The organism is Candidatus Eisenbacteria bacterium, assembly GCA_018831195.1.
GTDB lineage: Bacteria > Eisenbacteria > RBG-16-71-46 > CAIMUX01 > JAHJDP01 > JAHJDP01.
Genome location: JAHJDP010000018.1, coordinates 50,433 through 66,667 on the forward strand (window position 1 = coordinate 50,433; position 16,235 = coordinate 66,667).

The window sequence follows — 16,235 nt, forward strand, 5'->3', positions numbered from 1 at the left end:
GATCACGTGTTTGATTGCTTTCGTCATTGGTGAGTCGCTTAATAATTGTGAGGCGTAAGATGGAGCATATCCTCAAATCCTCCCTTTGGTTCATTGTATTTTTCCTTGGCCTTCTGTTGTATGGATCTGATGTTGTCGCCGGTGCGACTGATCGTGAGGTTTATGACTTGGAACAAATGTGGCGGATTGAGGGAAACGAGGATGAATTTATTATTGGGATTATCGACGACGCGGTTGCAGATGAACATGGTCGATTCTATATGCTCGACCATCAACTTTCCCAGATTTGTGTTGTGGATCAATCCGGGGGATTTGTTGGATTTCTAGGAAGAGAAGGCGAAGGACCGGGGGAATTTGTGCGCCCGTCAAGCATCGCTTGGTGGGGCGATGGCATGCTTGCCGTAGCCCAGGCATCACCAGGCCGCCTAACGCTAATATCAACAGAAGGTGTTCCGGGCGGCGCTATTCATTATTCGCGTTCGGGCGAACGCCTGACGACGGGAATACAGCGTGTCGAGCCTTATTCTGATGGGTTTATTATTCAAGCATCCTATAGCATGAGCAACGGCACCATTATAAATAGGGAAAAACAGTTGGTGCGTTGTGACCGCAAGGGACAAGAGTTGGGCATAGTGATGGAATATGAGCTGACCCAGAATACAGAAAATTTCATTATGGACGAGAAGCTGCTCACGCCACCTTGGGCGGAGTGGGTGTGCCGTGAAAATGGTGAACTTATTTGGGTGGATGATCGGGATCAGTATTCCCTCTCAATTTCCAGCTCCATTGGTTCGCGGGAATCTTTTGCCCACCGTGATTACCCCGGCTGGGCGCGTTCAGATGCAATGGTGGACTCACTAAAGGAGGATTGGGAGTCCGATGTTCGTATGTATTTCCAAAACGTTAAAGCCGTGATTGAAAAGGCAGAGCCCGTCATCATAAAACTATTGCGGGGCCCCTCAGAACAAATTTGGGTGGTTACGAGTCGTAATCATAAGGAAAAAAGGAAAGATGCTCTGATTGAAGCGGAGGTTCATGGTCCTGATGGCTCTTGGTTGGGGATGGCTGAAATGTTATTGCCGGAGGGAATGGCCGGGGGGGAATTGCTCGCCTTGGACTGGCCTTTTGCCCTTGTACGATTTCAAGTTGATGAAGACGATGCTTCCCTCCCTGACTCAACTGCCGGCAACAGTTGCGTTCCTGTTTATGCAGCCTTCCACCTTCGGAAACGGGAAGCCGGCCACAAAGAATGAAGCTGCCGGAGAACGATCCGTTGCTCTCCTCCCAATTTAGCCCACAACGATTGCTCCCTTCATCTGTGTTGCTCGATCTGCTATCATAGAATCGGTCTCAAAGCGCGGGTCAGGTCGAGCAAGCGAGAATGATCTCCGGTCGGAGGCAATGAAAAGAAGGGACAGGCGAAGTATGAGAACCAAGGCGATCCTCATCATGCTCGGCATCTTCCTGAGTCTGGCCGCATCTCCGAGTCACGGCCAGAACTGGGTCCAGAACGACCAGATCTTCAATCCCAGCGGGGTCGCTTCGCTTTTCTTTTCCCAGCCGCGCTTCGCCGACCTTGATGCGGATGGCGACGTCGACCTGATGCTGGGGAGTTCCGAGTCCACGCTGCTTTACTATGAGAACACCGGAACGGCAATGGCCCCCGCCTTTTTACCGGGGCCGGAGATCTTCGCCGGCGTCGATCCGCTGGATGCCGAGGTTGGTGTCTGCGCCGATCTCGACGGCGACGGGGACCTGGACCTCGTCACCGGGGGATACAATGGATTGGTCTTGTTCGAGAACACCGGCACCGCGGCGGCGCCCGTCTTCACCGAGCAGCAAGGCTTCTTCTCCGGGTTGGCGACCGGCTCCAATCCGGTCCCGACACTCTCCGATCTGGACGGGGATCTTGATTTCGATCTGCTGATCGGGATCAGTGAGAACGGAATGTTAAAGTACTACCCCAACACCGGAACTCCATCCGCGGCCTCGTTTGAGGAATCGCAGTCGGAGTCCTGGTTCGATGTCGGTCTCTACGCCTATCCCTGGTTCGTCGACTTGGACGGCGACGATGATATCGACCTGGCCTCCGGGCGGGATGTGCACGGCTTCGTCTACTATCGCAATGACGGCACCGCGTCCACCTGGAATTGGGTGGAGGACGCCGCGGTCTTCGAGGGTCTGGGCCTCTCAAGCTACTGGAACTCGCCGTGTCTCGTCGACCTCAACGGAGATGGCCGCCGGGATCTTATCTATGGCACCAGCGCGGGGCCGCTGCAGTACTACACGAACCAGGGCCCGCCGACCGACCCGGTCTGGACCGCCAATACGACACTTTTCGGCGGGGTGATCGACGTGGGGGCGGCCAGCTCGCCCTTCCTGTTCGACTTCGATTCCGATGGGGATTTGGACTTGGTCAGCGGCACTCAGCTGGGCGATATCAAATACTTCGAGAATATCGGCACCAGCGCGGCCCCGGCGTGGCACACCGACCATAGCTATTTCGCCGGCATAGATCACTCGATCTATTCCGCCATCGCCGTCGGCGAGCTTGATGGCGACGATCTGCCCGACGCCGTCGTCGGCGATCTCTCAGGCGACCTCTTCTATCACCACAACAATGGCTCGGGCTTCGACTACGACGCGGGTGTCTTCGCCGGCATCAACCTCGGCGGATGGTCTGTTCCCCGGCTGGTGGACATGGACAACGACGGCGATCTCGATCTGGTGGCGGGCAACGAGGTCGGCCGTCTGCGCTACTTCGAGAACATCGGCTCGGGCTCGATGGAGTGGCAGGAGGTGGCCGGTTACTTCGGCAGCATTGATGTCGGCAGCAATTGTTCACCCACGCTGGGCGACTACGACCATGATGGGGATCAGGATCTCCTGACCGGCGACATCTCCCACGAACTCCAATACTTCAGAAACGACAATGGGATCTGGAATGAGAACCCGGCCGTGGTCGCCGGGTTGGTGGTGGGCCAGAACGCGGCGCCCGCGTTCGGCGATCTGGACGGCGATGAAGACCTGGACCTGACCGTCGGTAACTACTCGGGCACCTTCAACTACTTCGAGAACACGAGTCCGGCTGCGAGCCTCCCGACCGACGGCGAGCCCCTGACGCGCTGGATCCGCCTGCAGGTCCATCCGAGTCCATTCCGATCCGCCGTGACCCTGACCTTCAGCCTGCCCGAAGCCGGGCCGGTCGACCTCGCGATCTTCGATGCGTCCGGGCGGCGCGTCCGCCAGCTCGCTCAGGGGATTCAGCCCGCCGGTCGCCACGCGTTCGAGTGGAGCCGAGGCGGCGCCGCCGATCCGGAGATGGCCAGCGGGGTCTACTTCTGCCGCCTGAAGGCCGGCGGAATGAAGCAGACGATCAAGCTCATCCGCGTTCAGTAGATCGGGATCTCCCCGTCGCCGGCAAAAGATCAAGGTTTCAATTCAAGAGCTCTCGGATAGCCCTCTCGACGACGAAATCGTGCTCGGCGTCAAAACTCTCCTCCGCGGGAATCGTGATTTCGGGTGGGAGACCCACGTCTTCGAAGGGCTTCATCTCCGAAGTAAAGGCCATCCAGCTCGGGATCCCACAAACGACGCCGTTCGGCAGCCGGAGCTCCGCCGGATTGCCTGAGCTTCCACGCGTCGCGCTGCCGATCAAAGTCACCTGGGGGCACGCCTTCATCATCAAGGTGAACCATTCCGCCGAGCTCATGCACCGCTCTCCGATGAGACAAGCCACGGGTCCCGCGTAGCGGCCGCCCTCATGCGGTTCCAGAACCTTCTTCTGCGGCGGCTCAAACTCATCATGACCCGGACCGTTTCGTCGCGCCGTGTATCCATAGGTCAGAGGCTTATCGGTAAACCATCCCGCGATACCCGCCGCGATCGTCTCATCACCGCCGTTGTTCGGGCGGATATCGATGATCATGCCCCGCGCATTCCCATATTGAGTGAACAATTTATCGATATCGCTTTCCCGCAATGGGGCATAGGCCTCCCGGGCGAAGGTGTCAATGCGGATGTAGGCGATCTCGTCGGCGAGCCAACCATGCCGGATCACCCCGTCGCCCATGGTCTCGTAACCCGACACGCTGTAACGATTGCGCGGGTCGGATGTATAATTCCGCTCGATCTGCCGGTTATAAACTTCGGCGAAGCCGCCATCCGGCTTCCGAATCGAAACGTGAAAGTCGCGCAGCTCCCTCAAAAGGATCGCCAACTTATCGACGAACTCGTCGGGGGCGAGGTCCCCGGCGAAGTCTGAGCGGTGGCTCTCTTTCAAATCGTTCCAGTCGATCCCTTTGTAGTCGAAGTATGGATATGTCCGATCGAACTCTTCCCAAACCTGATCGAATAGTCCCAAAGCAGCCGGCGTCTCTTCTTGAAGGGGATCCCAGTTCTCATCGAAAGGACCGGCGGATTCCGATCCTATCGAATCTCCAGGCTCGTCGAGTGCATTCAAGAAGCTATCCAGAATTTCTGGATCGATCGGTTCCTGGGCGATCGCCGGGGAGAGGAATAGGCAGCAGGCTAGCGACAGAATGAGATACGGCCATTTCATTTCTTTTGGATCTCCTATCCGTCATTGACGGGCGACAAGCAAAAGGCCTTGCTGATGAAAAATGGTATCAGCGGATTCCACCTGCCCGGCATTTTAGCATCACTCACTCTGGTCTTGGCAATTTTTATCGCCGCCGGCTCTCTTGAAAAACCCTCGCCGGCAAAACCGGCATTCAGGCGAAGTCTAACCCCGCTTGGAAGAATGCCTCAATAACGATGAGAGCCGTCGGACCCATTGCGCAAAACGAAAAGGAGGGCTTAAAGCAGAGTCTCACCCGGAGAACCGGGTGAGACTGGGAGCCTGAAAATTCTTGGGTGATCCTTTTGGCTCAAGTGCTACCTCAGGAAAATCGCCCGTTCGGTTGTTATTGTCGACCCCGCCTCCATTCGAATGTAATAGACGCCGTTTTCCACTCGCCTTCCACCTCGATCGCGGCCGGACCAGATCCTCTGATAGTTCCCGGCATTCAGATCCTCGGACATTAGCTCGATGACCATGCGTCCGCGCGTGTCAAAGATAGCGATACTGGTATGAGCCGGTTTTAACAAAGAGAAATTGATCTTGGTGCCGCTATTGAATGGACTGGGCCGGCACGGAGCGAGATGTAAAACCGCGGGCACGGTACTTGTTGTGACGGCTGCTGGGGTGGCGGGGGAGGGATTTGTCAGGTTCAAGGCGTCGGTGGTCTCAAGGTGGATGTCGTCCAGGTAGAGGGGGCCGGCAACCCCGCTTCCGCCTCCGGTCTTGACGAAGAATGTCTTTAAATCAATGGTGGTTCCATTTCTAAATCCAAAATCAAATTCTCCCTCCACCTCCAGTTGATCAAAAGAGTTGGCATCTTCTCCAGGCCGGGAGTGCAGCCAGACTTGCGTCGTGTTATCGAGATTGTCTATCAATAGCCAGCAATTGTACCAGATATTCGGCTCCAAAATTGTCAAAACATCGTATTGGCCATCGTTGTTGATACGTAACTCATTTGTGGTGCTGGTCAGACTGAGCTCAACTGAAAAATCACCAAATTGAGTGGGATAGGAGGCGAAGGAAGATCCAAAGGAACAGCTGAGCTGGCTTGCATAGCGAAATCTCAGGAAGAGCATACGCACGGTTCCGTCCTGGATCAAAAGATCTTTGTGAAGGTGAGTCGAGTTGGTAATCACCGAGAGGACCTGATTATCCTCGAAGAGAGGATCCACTGCCACGGCAGAGCTATCACTCGCGGCATACCACCCGTTCTGATCATCGATCGGTCCAAGATTCAGGTTCTGGAAGTCCTCGAGCAGAACGAACTCAGCCACGGCGCTTCCCGCCAGAAAAAACGCGAAAATGACGGAATAGAGCAGGTATAAAGTCGGTCGATTCTTCATGTTTATCCTCCATGATTGCTTCAGGCATCCAGGATGTTTGCCATGTTCCCACTTAAACTAGATTAGCAATCTACATGCCAGGAGGATAGATACCATCCGGTGTGCCTTTTGACCGAGACACGGCGGGGTTTCCGAGCGAATGCCGCTGTGTTTGCCCTCGGTCCGGGATCGGATGCGTGTACCAACGGGGCTACTTGATCGCTCAATGTGAACCAGATGGATCAACGACGGGCGCAACCAGGATCCGGCGCCACTCATATTTTGGGTAACAGCCTCCCAACCGGAAAGGATAGATATAATGAGGAGCCTTCTCACGGTGGCCCTGCTGGTGGCGTCGATTTCGAGTTCAGTCGCCGAACCGGGTCTCGCCATCTCTGAAGAAGATTTGGGGGCAAAGTTAGACACTCTGCTTGTCCCCTGGGATCAATCCGACGCCCCGGGTATGGCGGTGCTGGTGCAGAGTCGCGGCACCGACATTTACCGGCGATGTATCGGTCTGGCCGATCTAGAACAGGGCATCAAAATCACTCCGCTGACCTGCTTCGACCTCGCCTCGGTCTCGAAACACCTGACAGCTTTCGGACTTTGCCTGCTTGCCGAGGAGGGCAGGCTGAACCTTGATGACCCCATCCGGCGATACCTGCCCGAACTGCCCCTCTGCGCCGAGCCCGTGCTGGTGCGGCACCTGGTGCATCAATCCAGTGGATTCTGGGAATTCTGGACAATACTGAATAAGTATTCGGGATTCCAAGGCCGCGACTATCTCCGTTTGAGCGATGTGCTGACCTTGCTGGCGGGCCAATCGGCATTGAACTTTGCCCCAGGCTCACGCTATGCCTATACAAACACCAACTACTCTCTGCTCTCGCTGGTAATCGAGCGCGCCGGCGGGATCCGGTTCGGTATCTGGATGCGCGATCATGTTTTCACTCCTCTCGGCATGACGGGCACGCTGATTCAAACCGAGTGCACAGAACTCATCCCACATAGAGCAACCGCCTACTTGTCAGACGCTGAGGGGTATCGTTTGGCGAGGCCCAGCAACGTCGAGATACCCGGGTCTGCCCACGCCTTTACCAACCTTGAAGATATGTCTCGCTGGCTTTCCAGTTTCCATGACAAGCGGCTGGGTGGCGATCGCATCTTTGAATGTATAACCAAGCCCGGCGTGTTGAATGATGGGACTCAAATGAACTACGCCGGCGGACTCATCGTCAGCGAGCGGAAGAGGACAAAGACGATCCAGCATTCCGGCCAGACCGGCGGTTTCAAGACGATGTTGATCTACTGCCCGGAAGAAGAGTTGGGTGTCGTGATCCTGGCCAATGCGCGCTCCATCAACGCGGCCGGGCTCGCCTTTGAGATTTTGGACATCTGCAGGGGACTCGAGCCGCCGAGACCTGCCGGCGAAACCACAGAAGAACCCACCCTGGAACCCGAATCCTTCACTCCGGACGTTGCGCTCTTGGACAGCTACACCGGTGGGTATCGTCTGCAGCCGGATGGCGGTCATGACCTTCACAATGGATGGGATGGGCGATGTGGTGGGGCTGACCTTGGCTATGGATGGCGAAACTCAGTCGGCGCGCCGCGTGAATTTCGCATTTGATGCCGATGAGTTTGCGCGTGAGGCCGGCGGCCAGTACATCTGCCCGGCACTGGGCAGCTCTTGTGATATCGCCATTGAGGATGGGCGTCTGGTCTTGAAACATCGGCGCTATGATACGATCAATCTCTACTGTGTTGACCAGGACAGATTCTTTTGTGGATGGGGATTCCTTGCTTTTAATCGCAATGCGGATGGGGCCGTGACCGGTTTCGATCTAACCGACGAGCTCTTTGCCTGGCGTGAAATGGCGTTCACTCGGCTTGGCCGATAAGACCATCCGGCATGTCCGGCCAAGCTACCACCCGGCAATCTACGGCTGGAAAAGGTACTGCACCTTCATAAAGAACTGGCGGTAATCCAGTTTCCTGTGGCTGAAAGATTCTTCATTTTCAGCTACGAATCGATCGCCGTGCCGGTCGAGGTTGTCATACGCCTGGATATTATAAGTAGAGCCCACATAGAAGAGCGTGAATGGGGTCAGCTGATATGTGATCAGCGGATCGAACACCCAGGTGTCACTAAAATTGTTGTATTGGGAGAATAGCCTTAGGGAAAGCCGTCGATCATACTGAAGGCTTATTCTGGATCCGTAAATGTAACCGTTGAACAATTCATCATCGGTCTCGGTATCGTAACTCTTGACATGATCGATCCAATTCTCAACATATAAACGGTCGAACAGATTGAGATCCACCCAAGCGCCCCACTTGGTTTGCCTGCCGATCGCCCGGTAGCCATATGCGATCTGATTGCCGTAACTGCATGACCCTCCAAAGGTCAGCAGCTCGCTCGGTGAGGCTCTGAAACCTACGTAGTGGTTCCAGATGTCATCAAAATAGTGGCCCGCGAACTCTTCCGTACTGATCATATATTGATATGACGGCTGGACCTGGTAGAACCTCAGCGGCATCGACACGGTGGCGAATATAGCCTCATCCTTCTTGTGGCCGTCGGTGTTCCAGACCCTCATGGGGTTAAGTTCCAGCGAGATCCTCTCAAGAAGTCCCTGATCAAATCGTATATGATAGGAGGAATAAAGACTCGCATCCCGGCGGTTATTGCGCGGCATCCAGCCATTATCGGCCCGGAAGGTGGGACCCGTTTCGGAATAGGTCCCGCTAATATAGAAATTGCGGCTGTTGTAGCTGAGATTTCCGGAGCCGGCGTAGCCTCCAAACGATTCGCCATCAAACATTGCCGTGTGCTTGCCGTTGTCGAACAGGTAACCCTCTAGACCTGACGTCAGCCCGCTGTTGTCTGGTTCCACGGTCTGACTCCCAACCGCTTGGGCTCTAAGAGTAACACGGCGCGAGAATCGGAATGTCGCATCTGTACTATAGGTTGTTCCGCTGCCTCCTCCTTCCCATGATCGGTTTGTTATCATCGCACCCACCTGGGTGCCTGATCCAAGTGTCCGTTGTACTCTCAGAATGTTAGAGAAGCTGCTACCGCCAATGATAAGCCCAGAAGAAGTTTCTTCGAAGGGCACGATGAAGGGACTATGCAGATCATGGGCGCTGAGAAAACTGATCGATGTCTTGCCGGCCCGGGCGGTCACCTTTGCCGCAAAGTCCGGTTCATTGATTGAACGGGTGTAGACAAGGCTAAGACGGGTGCGATACAGATCGCTGCCTTCCTGAAAAAACGGCCTCTTTTCCGGATAGGATAGGGCTGTTGCGGAGTTCACATCGATCTGAAAGGCGTCCGATTCGACATTGCTGAAATCCGGGTTCACGGTGGCGTCGATGATGATGTTTGATGAAACTGAATACTTGCCCGAAAGGGAGAGCTCCCCGCGTGGATCGTTATCCTTAAATTTCAAATCGCCGTCAGAATCCACTCCAAGCGCCCCGGCCATGGAGCCGGTCCATGCCGGAATGATCTCGATCCCTTTTCCCGGTGAGACATTATTGATTCCGGTCAGGCTTCCCCAATTGCGCACCCAGTTGGACTCGTTTCGATCCTGAGCCGCCCAGGTAATGCTGTAATGTGTATCCCGATAGTGATGACGCCAGAACTGGATCCCCCAGGTCTGCTCCTCCGTATTGGGGAAGCGCAGGCTGGAGAACGGAATGTCCAGCTCCACCTGGTAACCTGAATCGGTAATTCGCCCCGCCGATTCGAAGACAAGGTCAAACATGCCGTCTTCGCCATAGCCGTCGCTCCACAAGGCATCCGCCTGAACACCAAAGGGATTGACGTTGATCGTATAAGCCCAGGTCGCATTATGATAGGTATCAATAAAGAACCCGATATTGTCTCCGCCCATGTGGTCTCGCTGGCTCAAGGTCGCGCGGATCTCGGCGGGGTTGTCATAGCAAATGGCTGATAGGTAGAGATGGTCGTCATTGTAGGTCGCGAAGACGGTGGTTTCCACCGGCGGCCGTAGGTTGTCACCGGGCTCAACCTCGTGGAAGTGGTCCGCCACCGCCGCCCCCTTCCAACCCGAGTCCTCAAGAAAACCATCTATCTTGATCTCTCCCGTCATTCGGGTGATTTTCAGCTCGGGGTGAAAAGCAGGCGTATAATCGCTTTGCGCGATGGCGGGCGCAAAGGCTGACGCCAGTATGAGTGCCGGAAGAAGTGCGAGTATCGATCTCAATTGCCGCCATCGCGACGACAAGATAGGTTGTTCGGCCATTATCATCCCCCCCAAAAAACTGGAAATTCCGGATTCCACAACAAGAGATTTCTACTCGAACTCGCCCGCAGGGGATGGAGATCGACCAGAAGGGCTTATCTATAATCCCTGCATATCTCTATGACGGTCGCCGGACCATTTTCGTTCAAAAGAATGGGTTGTGCTTCGAAGATTGCATCTGGCGTGTTTCCTGCGCCCCCTGGCAAGGTACATTGAAATGTCGAATCCATTCTTAGACCCGAGGAAGGCATGCAAAGAGCCTGGCGGCCGTATGGACCGCCGGGCTCTTGACCACCTCAGATGCAATTTCCGAAGCACAACCCCTAGTAGACGGGGATTTCCACCAGGCGGCACTCCAGCGGGCCGTTGAAGATCGGTATACGCTGCTTCGGCCGCAGGCCGATCGACTTCACCAGCTCCACGTCGCCGGCCAGGATCCAAGCGGTGGAGTTTGTGCAGCGGCGTTTGAGGAAATCCCCCAACTCACCATAGAGGATCTTCACCTTGGCCGTGTCGCTGAGGCGGCGGCCGTAGGGCGGGTTGGTGACGATGGTGGCTCCATCGATCGGCTCGCCCTGGCGGAAGTCCCGTTTGGTGATAAGCACACCGCGCCCCCCCGGCAGGCGCGCCAGATTGCCCCGCGCGACGCGGACGGCCTGTGCGTCGATGTCGCCGCCTTGAATCAGACCGGCGGGCAGTTCACGCATCTCAGCATCGGCGGCGGCCTTCACCCGGGTCCAAACGGCAGCGTCGTAGTCGGGCAGATGCGCGAAGGGCGGCTTGCCGGCCATGCGCACATGGGCGGCCGGCAACCGGCTCGCCAGCATCAGCGCCTCGGCCAGAATTGTGCCCGAGCCGCACATCGGATCGACCAGGGGCGTTTCGCCCCGCCAGCCGCTGTGACGAAGGAGGGCGGCAGCCAGGGTTTCCTGGAGCGGCGCCTCGCGCGCGTCGATGCGATAGCCGCGCCGGTGCAGGGAACCGCCGGAGCAATCCACGCTGATGATGGCTTTGTTGCGATGGATGTTGAGGTTCAGCCAAAGATCGGCCTCGCGACGGTCCACGCTCGGTCGCTCGCCGCGCTTCTCGACGAAGTGATCAGCGATGGCGTCTTTGAGGCGCTGGGCGGCGAATTGCGAGTGGTGCAGATTGCTATCGGAGGCATTGGCGGCGATGACGAACGTATGGTCCAAGCCGAGAAGGGATTCCCAATCGAGCTTGCGCGCGGTTTTGTAAAGGTATTTGTGCGAGTGGCACGCAAAGGTGATCAGAGGCGCCAGCACGTGGCTGGCCAGGCGCGAGCAGTAGTTGACGCGGTAGAGAACGGCGGGGTCCGCCTTGAAGTAGACGCCGCGGTAGGCCGGGCGGATCTCGGCGGCGCCGAGCTCCTTGAGCTCATCGGCGATGAGTTCCTCCATGGCATGGGCGCCCTGGGCGAAGTAGCGGCCGTATTTCTGGTACTCGAACACGCTCTGGCTCCATTAGGATTGTGGTGGTTCAGGCGCAAAACATTTTTGCGGATTCTGCTTGCTTCGACAGTCTAGCATGGCCCGGCCTCGTCCTGAAAATTCATAACGAGGCCGGATTCGCTGCAAGTTGTGCCGTGGAAATGAGCGGTGGTCCTTCATCTCGGCGAGGGGTCAGTGCTTATTGTGCAAGGGCGTCTTGATCGAACCCCAGGTGCCCTTTCTGCATGGCGTCGGACCCGAAAACGGCGCGAGTTGAAAGAGTTCTAGATACGCGCCAACGTATTGGATCCTGCCTATTCCATCGGTCCACCAATCGGACGCCGGTGGCCGCTCGTCTCCGCCCAGAGGCGTGCCGAAGATGTCCCGATCCTGCAAGAGGGGGACCAGATGCTTGGGAGGGAACTCGTATCCAATACCGAAGGTGTAGAACTCCCCAGCTGGAACGACGATCAGGCCTTCCTCTTCCACGGTGAAATCCAACGTAAGCGAGGTGGATGAGGTCGAATCGGACCACTCGAACACATTCACGGTGCAAGACCAAGTTTTGCCAAGTTCCAAGGGGGCGTCCACCATGCGAATGGGGGGATCATAGAGAATGCCAAAGGAATCCGGAATAATGTAGAAGCCCCAGAGCAGTACGGATCCGGCTTCATCGCATGTCCAATAGTTCACAAGGCCCTCGTTGAGAGGGTTGCCTTCGTAGCGCATCGCGTACACATCAGCGCCCCATATATTGATGATCCCCTCCACACGTTGGACTTCGTGGTGTCCCTCGAGACCCTCGTACTCCCATTCAAAGCCGACCGACAGGGGGAGGTATTCCTCACACATCGCCGGCGAAGCTGAAGCGGCCCAGAACACGATGGCGAAGATCATTGATTCAAGCACTCTTGCCCCGGCATGAGTGCGAGTTATGTTCGAAGTATGCTTCATCAAGAGTCTCCTCATCCACGGCATCAGGAGAGGTCGTTCTCTTCCTGGCGCTTCAGCTAATTTCATCCGACTGTCAGACTTGAAGTTGGGATGCGGTTTCATGTCAGCAGCCGGAATCTCGTTCCAACTCACTCCCCATCAATGTTATCATGCATCTGTGGCTATGGGATCCATTTTCATGCGACCCGTTTTCATGCGACATGGGGGGATTTATGATAGTCCGATTCTGCATTATAACTATGCTCATTTTACTCATGCCCGCTGCCGGCGAGGCCACAACTACCATTGTTAAACCCGACGGGACCGGGGATTTCCCAACGATCCAGGCGGCTATTGATGCCGCGCTAGAAGGAGACATCATCGAGCTGACGGATGGGACCTTCACCGGGGACGGCAATCGGGACATGGACTATCTTGGGAAAGCCATCACGGTGCGATCGCAGGGCGGAAATCCGGAAACTTGCCTCATCGACTGCGAGGGAAGCCAGAGCGAGCCGCACGGGGCGATCGAATTCTCCGGCGGCGAGGGGGCTTCCTCGATTCTGGAAGGGATAACCATCAGGGGGGCTTACCCGGCGGGCATCATCTGCGACAGCTCTTCCCCGACCCTCTATAATTGCCGGTTCCGTGATAATCTGGGCAGCGCCCTTGGACTGAACCATTCGCAATCCTCAATCATCGGCTGTCAATTCCTCAACAATGCCTCGGACTTCGGAGGAGCCGGCATCAATTGGGCCAACTCGAGCGGTTCGATCACCGACTGCGTCTTTGAGGAGAACACCGCGCTCGTGGGAGCGGGCCTCTTCTGCCAGTGGGCCTCACCGACAATCTCCGGATGCAGCTTTGTGGGAAATGCGGCGACGTTGACCGGGGGAGCGATCGCGGGCCAGAGTTCCTCCTCGCACGTGTCGAACTGCAGCTTCTCAAGCAATACCGCCGGCGAGGCGGGAGGGGCCATCCGCTTTCATTACGACGCCCCGATCCTTGAGGATTTGGTTTGTGAAGGGAACAGCGCAGGGGAAGTCGGCGGCGCCATGAGCATCGAGGATGTGGAAGGCTCCATCGTTCGGAGATGCGTTCTGAGAGAGAACTCCGCTCCCGCCGGAGCCGGGCTGCACGGCGCCGGCGAGATCACCGTCGACCAATGCGCCTTTGTCGGCAACGCCGCCGGCCAGTACGGCGGGGGGATGATTTCCGATGGGCCGGTGGTGGTCACGGCTTGCACCTTCGTTGGAAATGCCGCGCCTGGAGGCGGCAGCGGAGTATGGGGAGGCGGAGAGAATGCCCTCTCAATGGAGAAGACGCAGATTGTTTTCGGAGAGCAGGGCGCGGCCGTCAGGTGTCCCAGCTCGATCGAACTGGTCTGCTGCGACATCTATGGAAACGCGGACGGTGACTGGGTCGGATGTATCGAGGATCAATATGGAGTTAATGGCAATATCTCTGAAGATCCGCTGTTCTGTGACCCGGAAAACGGTGACTTTGCCATTCGCAGCGATTCCCCATGCGCCCCGTTCTCTCCACCGAATGAGGAGTGCGATCTGATCGGCGCCTTTCCCGTGGGCTGCAATCCCCCGTCAGCAACGATGCTGACGACCTGGGGCAAGATCAAGGCGACTTATAATTAGGAGGCGTGCCTGGCGCAGCGAACTCATTTTTCTAAGAGCCGGATGACCCGCTCCAGCCGCCGGCTCGAATTCCGAAGACCGCCCGGGCGGCTTCGGCAGCGCCACAGCCGCTGATGTTCTTTCAATAAATCCCTGAGATCCCCTGCTAAACGGAGCCGTTCAGCGCCGGGGATGGCGCCGAGCGATCCGCCGGATGGATGCTCGAACCGCGCGAGTCCCATCCGGCAGCTGAATCGCAGCATCGACGCGACCCACTGGAATTCGGAGATCAACAGGCCGGCATCCGTGCGGGCGATCTCCGCCGCACTCAATTTTAAAAAGAGATCTTCGATCTGATCTATCGTCCGCCCCAAACTCGCGGCGGTCAGCCCCTGGAAACGGTTATCGTTGAGGGGAAGATCGGGGAACAGCAGGAGATAAAAGAGCGCCGACCCATTCGCCACCTGGGATCCGGCCGTCCGGTACAGATTCCCGAGTCCGTAGACGACATCGGCCATGGCGAGGGTGCGGTCCTTGAAGGCATGTGCGTCCAGGAGCCGAGGGATGTCAAAGTGTTTCGGATCCGATGCGGATGAGACATTCCAGGAATAGGCCGCCCCGGCCAGAAAACCGAGAGTGCTGACCGGAGGGGGTTGCAGGTGACCGTGATCGCCCCAGTCGGTGATGAGATAACCGGAGGCGCCGGCGGCATGGCCCGCGACGGCCGCGCGGCTGAGATTGCCCAGGGCATTCTTTGTGCGGCCGGCGAGGCTGTTCCAGGAACTGGTCCCGGGGCACACATAGAATTCCAATCCGGCCTGTACGAACGTCTCCAGATGCTCTTCAAAGGGATGATTCGCTTCGTAACCCCATTCGAGGGCGATCGCATCCGACGGGCACTCGCCGATCAGCTCGGGATAATGGAGGATGATATCCCCCCAGAACTGCATTTTCCGGCTCCGCTCAGCAACCAGCTGGTGAATCTTTCTTAAAAACTCGAGATAGACACGGCCCCGGCCCTCTCTTTGACAAACTTCGGCGGAACGCCCCATCCCAAGATCGAATGTCTCATCCAATCCCACATTGAACTGCCGGCTCGTGAAGTTGGGGAGGAGTTGATCGTATAAGTCACGGAGGAAGCTGATGCTCCTCGGATCGATCGGGCAGAGGCTGAACGGCTCGCGGGAGGGGCTGAAGGGATGTTCGACCCCATCGGGGCATTCCGCCAGGGAACGATACGGTGCATGAATCAACCAGTGGTGCAGGTGGCCGAAGCTGTTCTGATTGGGAACCAGTTCGATATAGCGTTCGCGGCAGTACCGGTCCAGCGCCTGGATTTCCTCAGGCGTGAAGGGATCGGCATCCTTCCAGACCACTGCATGACCCCGATAGGCGAAGGTGTGCTCCATGTAAAGCTGAAGCTGGTTGATTTTCCATCCGGCCAGAAGATCCACCAATTCATAGAGCGTTGGCATCGTGGGTATGCGGTCCCGGCTCACGTCAAGCATGACGCCCCGGTGAATAAAGTCGGGTTCGTCGCGTATGAAGAGGGTAGGGAGCGTCAAGGCGGCGCCGGAAGAGGGATAGAGCTGAAGCAGCTGGCAAAAGGTCAAAATTCCGTAGAAGAGGCCGGCGTCGTCGGCCGCCGTGATCTCCAAACCGGTGGGGATGAGCGCCATTTCATACGATTGGGGCTTGGAAAAGAGAGAACGATCGATCTGAAGCCTGATCCCGCCCTCGAGACGCTCTGAGGAGGGGGTCAAAGAGGGCTCAATCCCCTGGCCTTTCAATCCGTCGGAAAGCCGGCGGAGGGGGAGATCACAGGGTGCGCCGCCGCCGGCAACCGTGGCGTCAAGGGCATCAGCGGTACCATCGACCGCGCCGGCAAGGGGTGGAACGATCGGCACCCGCCGAGGAATGGTCCAGTGCGATCCGAGGTCGCGGATCTGCTGGGGTCTGGGATGGAGGAGGTCAAGGCTCATGCCTGCATTCTCCCAAAAGGCCCGTTCCAAGTCCATGAAGCTCGTTCGTTCCCGGTAGAACATCCTGGA

Annotated in this window: 12 protein-coding genes; 6 read left to right on the forward strand and 6 right to left on the reverse strand. The window is 57.0% G+C overall.

What is annotated here, in order from left to right; all coding sequences use genetic code 11:
- Positions 1 to 59: 59 nt before the first annotated feature.
- Entirely contained in the window at positions 60 to 1,253 is a 1,194-nt protein-coding gene (locus KJ970_02540; protein ID MBU2689777.1) for a hypothetical protein, read from the forward strand.
- Positions 1,254 to 1,425: 172 nt separating this feature from the next.
- A complete protein-coding gene (locus KJ970_02545; GenBank protein MBU2689778.1) occupies positions 1,426 to 3,399 on the forward strand; it encodes a VCBS repeat-containing protein in 1,974 nt (657 codons plus the stop codon).
- A 37-nt stretch (positions 3,400 to 3,436) separates the two neighbouring features.
- Here KJ970_02545 and KJ970_02550 read toward each other — a convergent pair whose 3' ends face one another.
- On the reverse strand, positions 3,437 to 4,561 hold the full coding sequence (locus KJ970_02550) for a S41 family peptidase (protein MBU2689779.1): 1,125 nt from the start codon (positions 4,559 to 4,561) through the stop codon (positions 3,437 to 3,439).
- A 24-nt stretch (positions 4,562 to 4,585) separates the two neighbouring features.
- On the opposite strand from KJ970_02550, the gene KJ970_02555 reads away from it, so the two are divergent.
- Positions 4,586 to 4,774 (forward strand): hypothetical protein, encoded by a 189-nt coding sequence (locus KJ970_02555; protein ID MBU2689780.1) that lies wholly within the window; start codon positions 4,586 to 4,588, stop codon positions 4,772 to 4,774.
- A gap of 122 nt (positions 4,775 to 4,896) precedes the next feature.
- Here KJ970_02555 and KJ970_02560 read toward each other — a convergent pair whose 3' ends face one another.
- Positions 4,897 to 5,925 carry a T9SS type A sorting domain-containing protein gene (locus KJ970_02560; GenBank protein ID MBU2689781.1) on the reverse strand — a complete coding sequence of 343 codons (1,029 nt, stop codon included), beginning with the start codon at positions 5,923 to 5,925 and terminating at the stop codon, positions 4,897 to 4,899.
- A gap of 298 nt (positions 5,926 to 6,223) precedes the next feature.
- On the opposite strand from KJ970_02560, the gene KJ970_02565 reads away from it, so the two are divergent.
- The gene (locus tag KJ970_02565) at positions 6,224 to 7,534 is read left to right on the forward strand and encodes a beta-lactamase family protein (GenBank protein ID MBU2689782.1); all 1,311 of its coding nucleotides are present in this window, start codon (positions 6,224 to 6,226) and stop codon (positions 7,532 to 7,534) included.
- On the forward strand, positions 7,518 to 7,805 hold the full coding sequence (locus tag KJ970_02570) for a hypothetical protein (GenBank protein ID MBU2689783.1): 288 nt from the start codon (positions 7,518 to 7,520) through the stop codon (positions 7,803 to 7,805). The genes KJ970_02565 and KJ970_02570 overlap by 17 nt, the downstream gene beginning before the upstream one ends.
- Before the next feature lie 39 nt (positions 7,806 to 7,844).
- On the opposite strand, the gene KJ970_02575 is transcribed toward KJ970_02570, so the two are convergent.
- From KJ970_02575 to KJ970_02585, 3 genes are all read right to left on the reverse strand, one after another.
- Positions 7,845 to 10,175, reverse strand: coding sequence for a carbohydrate binding family 9 domain-containing protein (locus KJ970_02575; GenBank protein MBU2689784.1), 2,331 nt, complete (start codon positions 10,173 to 10,175; stop codon positions 7,845 to 7,847).
- Between the two features lie 323 nt (positions 10,176 to 10,498).
- On the reverse strand, positions 10,499 to 11,593 hold the full coding sequence (locus KJ970_02580; protein ID MBU2689785.1) for a class I SAM-dependent RNA methyltransferase: 1,095 nt from the start codon (positions 11,591 to 11,593) through the stop codon (positions 10,499 to 10,501).
- Between the two features lie 222 nt (positions 11,594 to 11,815).
- Positions 11,816 to 12,577 carry a hypothetical protein gene (locus KJ970_02585; protein ID MBU2689786.1) on the reverse strand — a complete coding sequence of 254 codons (762 nt, stop codon included), beginning with the start codon at positions 12,575 to 12,577 and terminating at the stop codon, positions 11,816 to 11,818.
- 254 nt (positions 12,578 to 12,831) lie between these two features.
- Between KJ970_02585 and KJ970_02590 the strand changes: the two genes are divergently transcribed.
- Positions 12,832 to 14,205, forward strand: a complete 1,374-nt coding sequence (locus KJ970_02590) for a right-handed parallel beta-helix repeat-containing protein (GenBank protein MBU2689787.1) — start codon at positions 12,832 to 12,834, stop codon at positions 14,203 to 14,205.
- A gap of 23 nt (positions 14,206 to 14,228) precedes the next feature.
- On the opposite strand, the gene KJ970_02595 is transcribed toward KJ970_02590, so the two are convergent.
- Positions 14,229 to 16,166, reverse strand: coding sequence for a family 20 glycosylhydrolase (locus KJ970_02595; GenBank protein ID MBU2689788.1), 1,938 nt, complete (start codon positions 16,164 to 16,166; stop codon positions 14,229 to 14,231).
- Positions 16,167 to 16,235 lie beyond the last annotated feature (69 nt).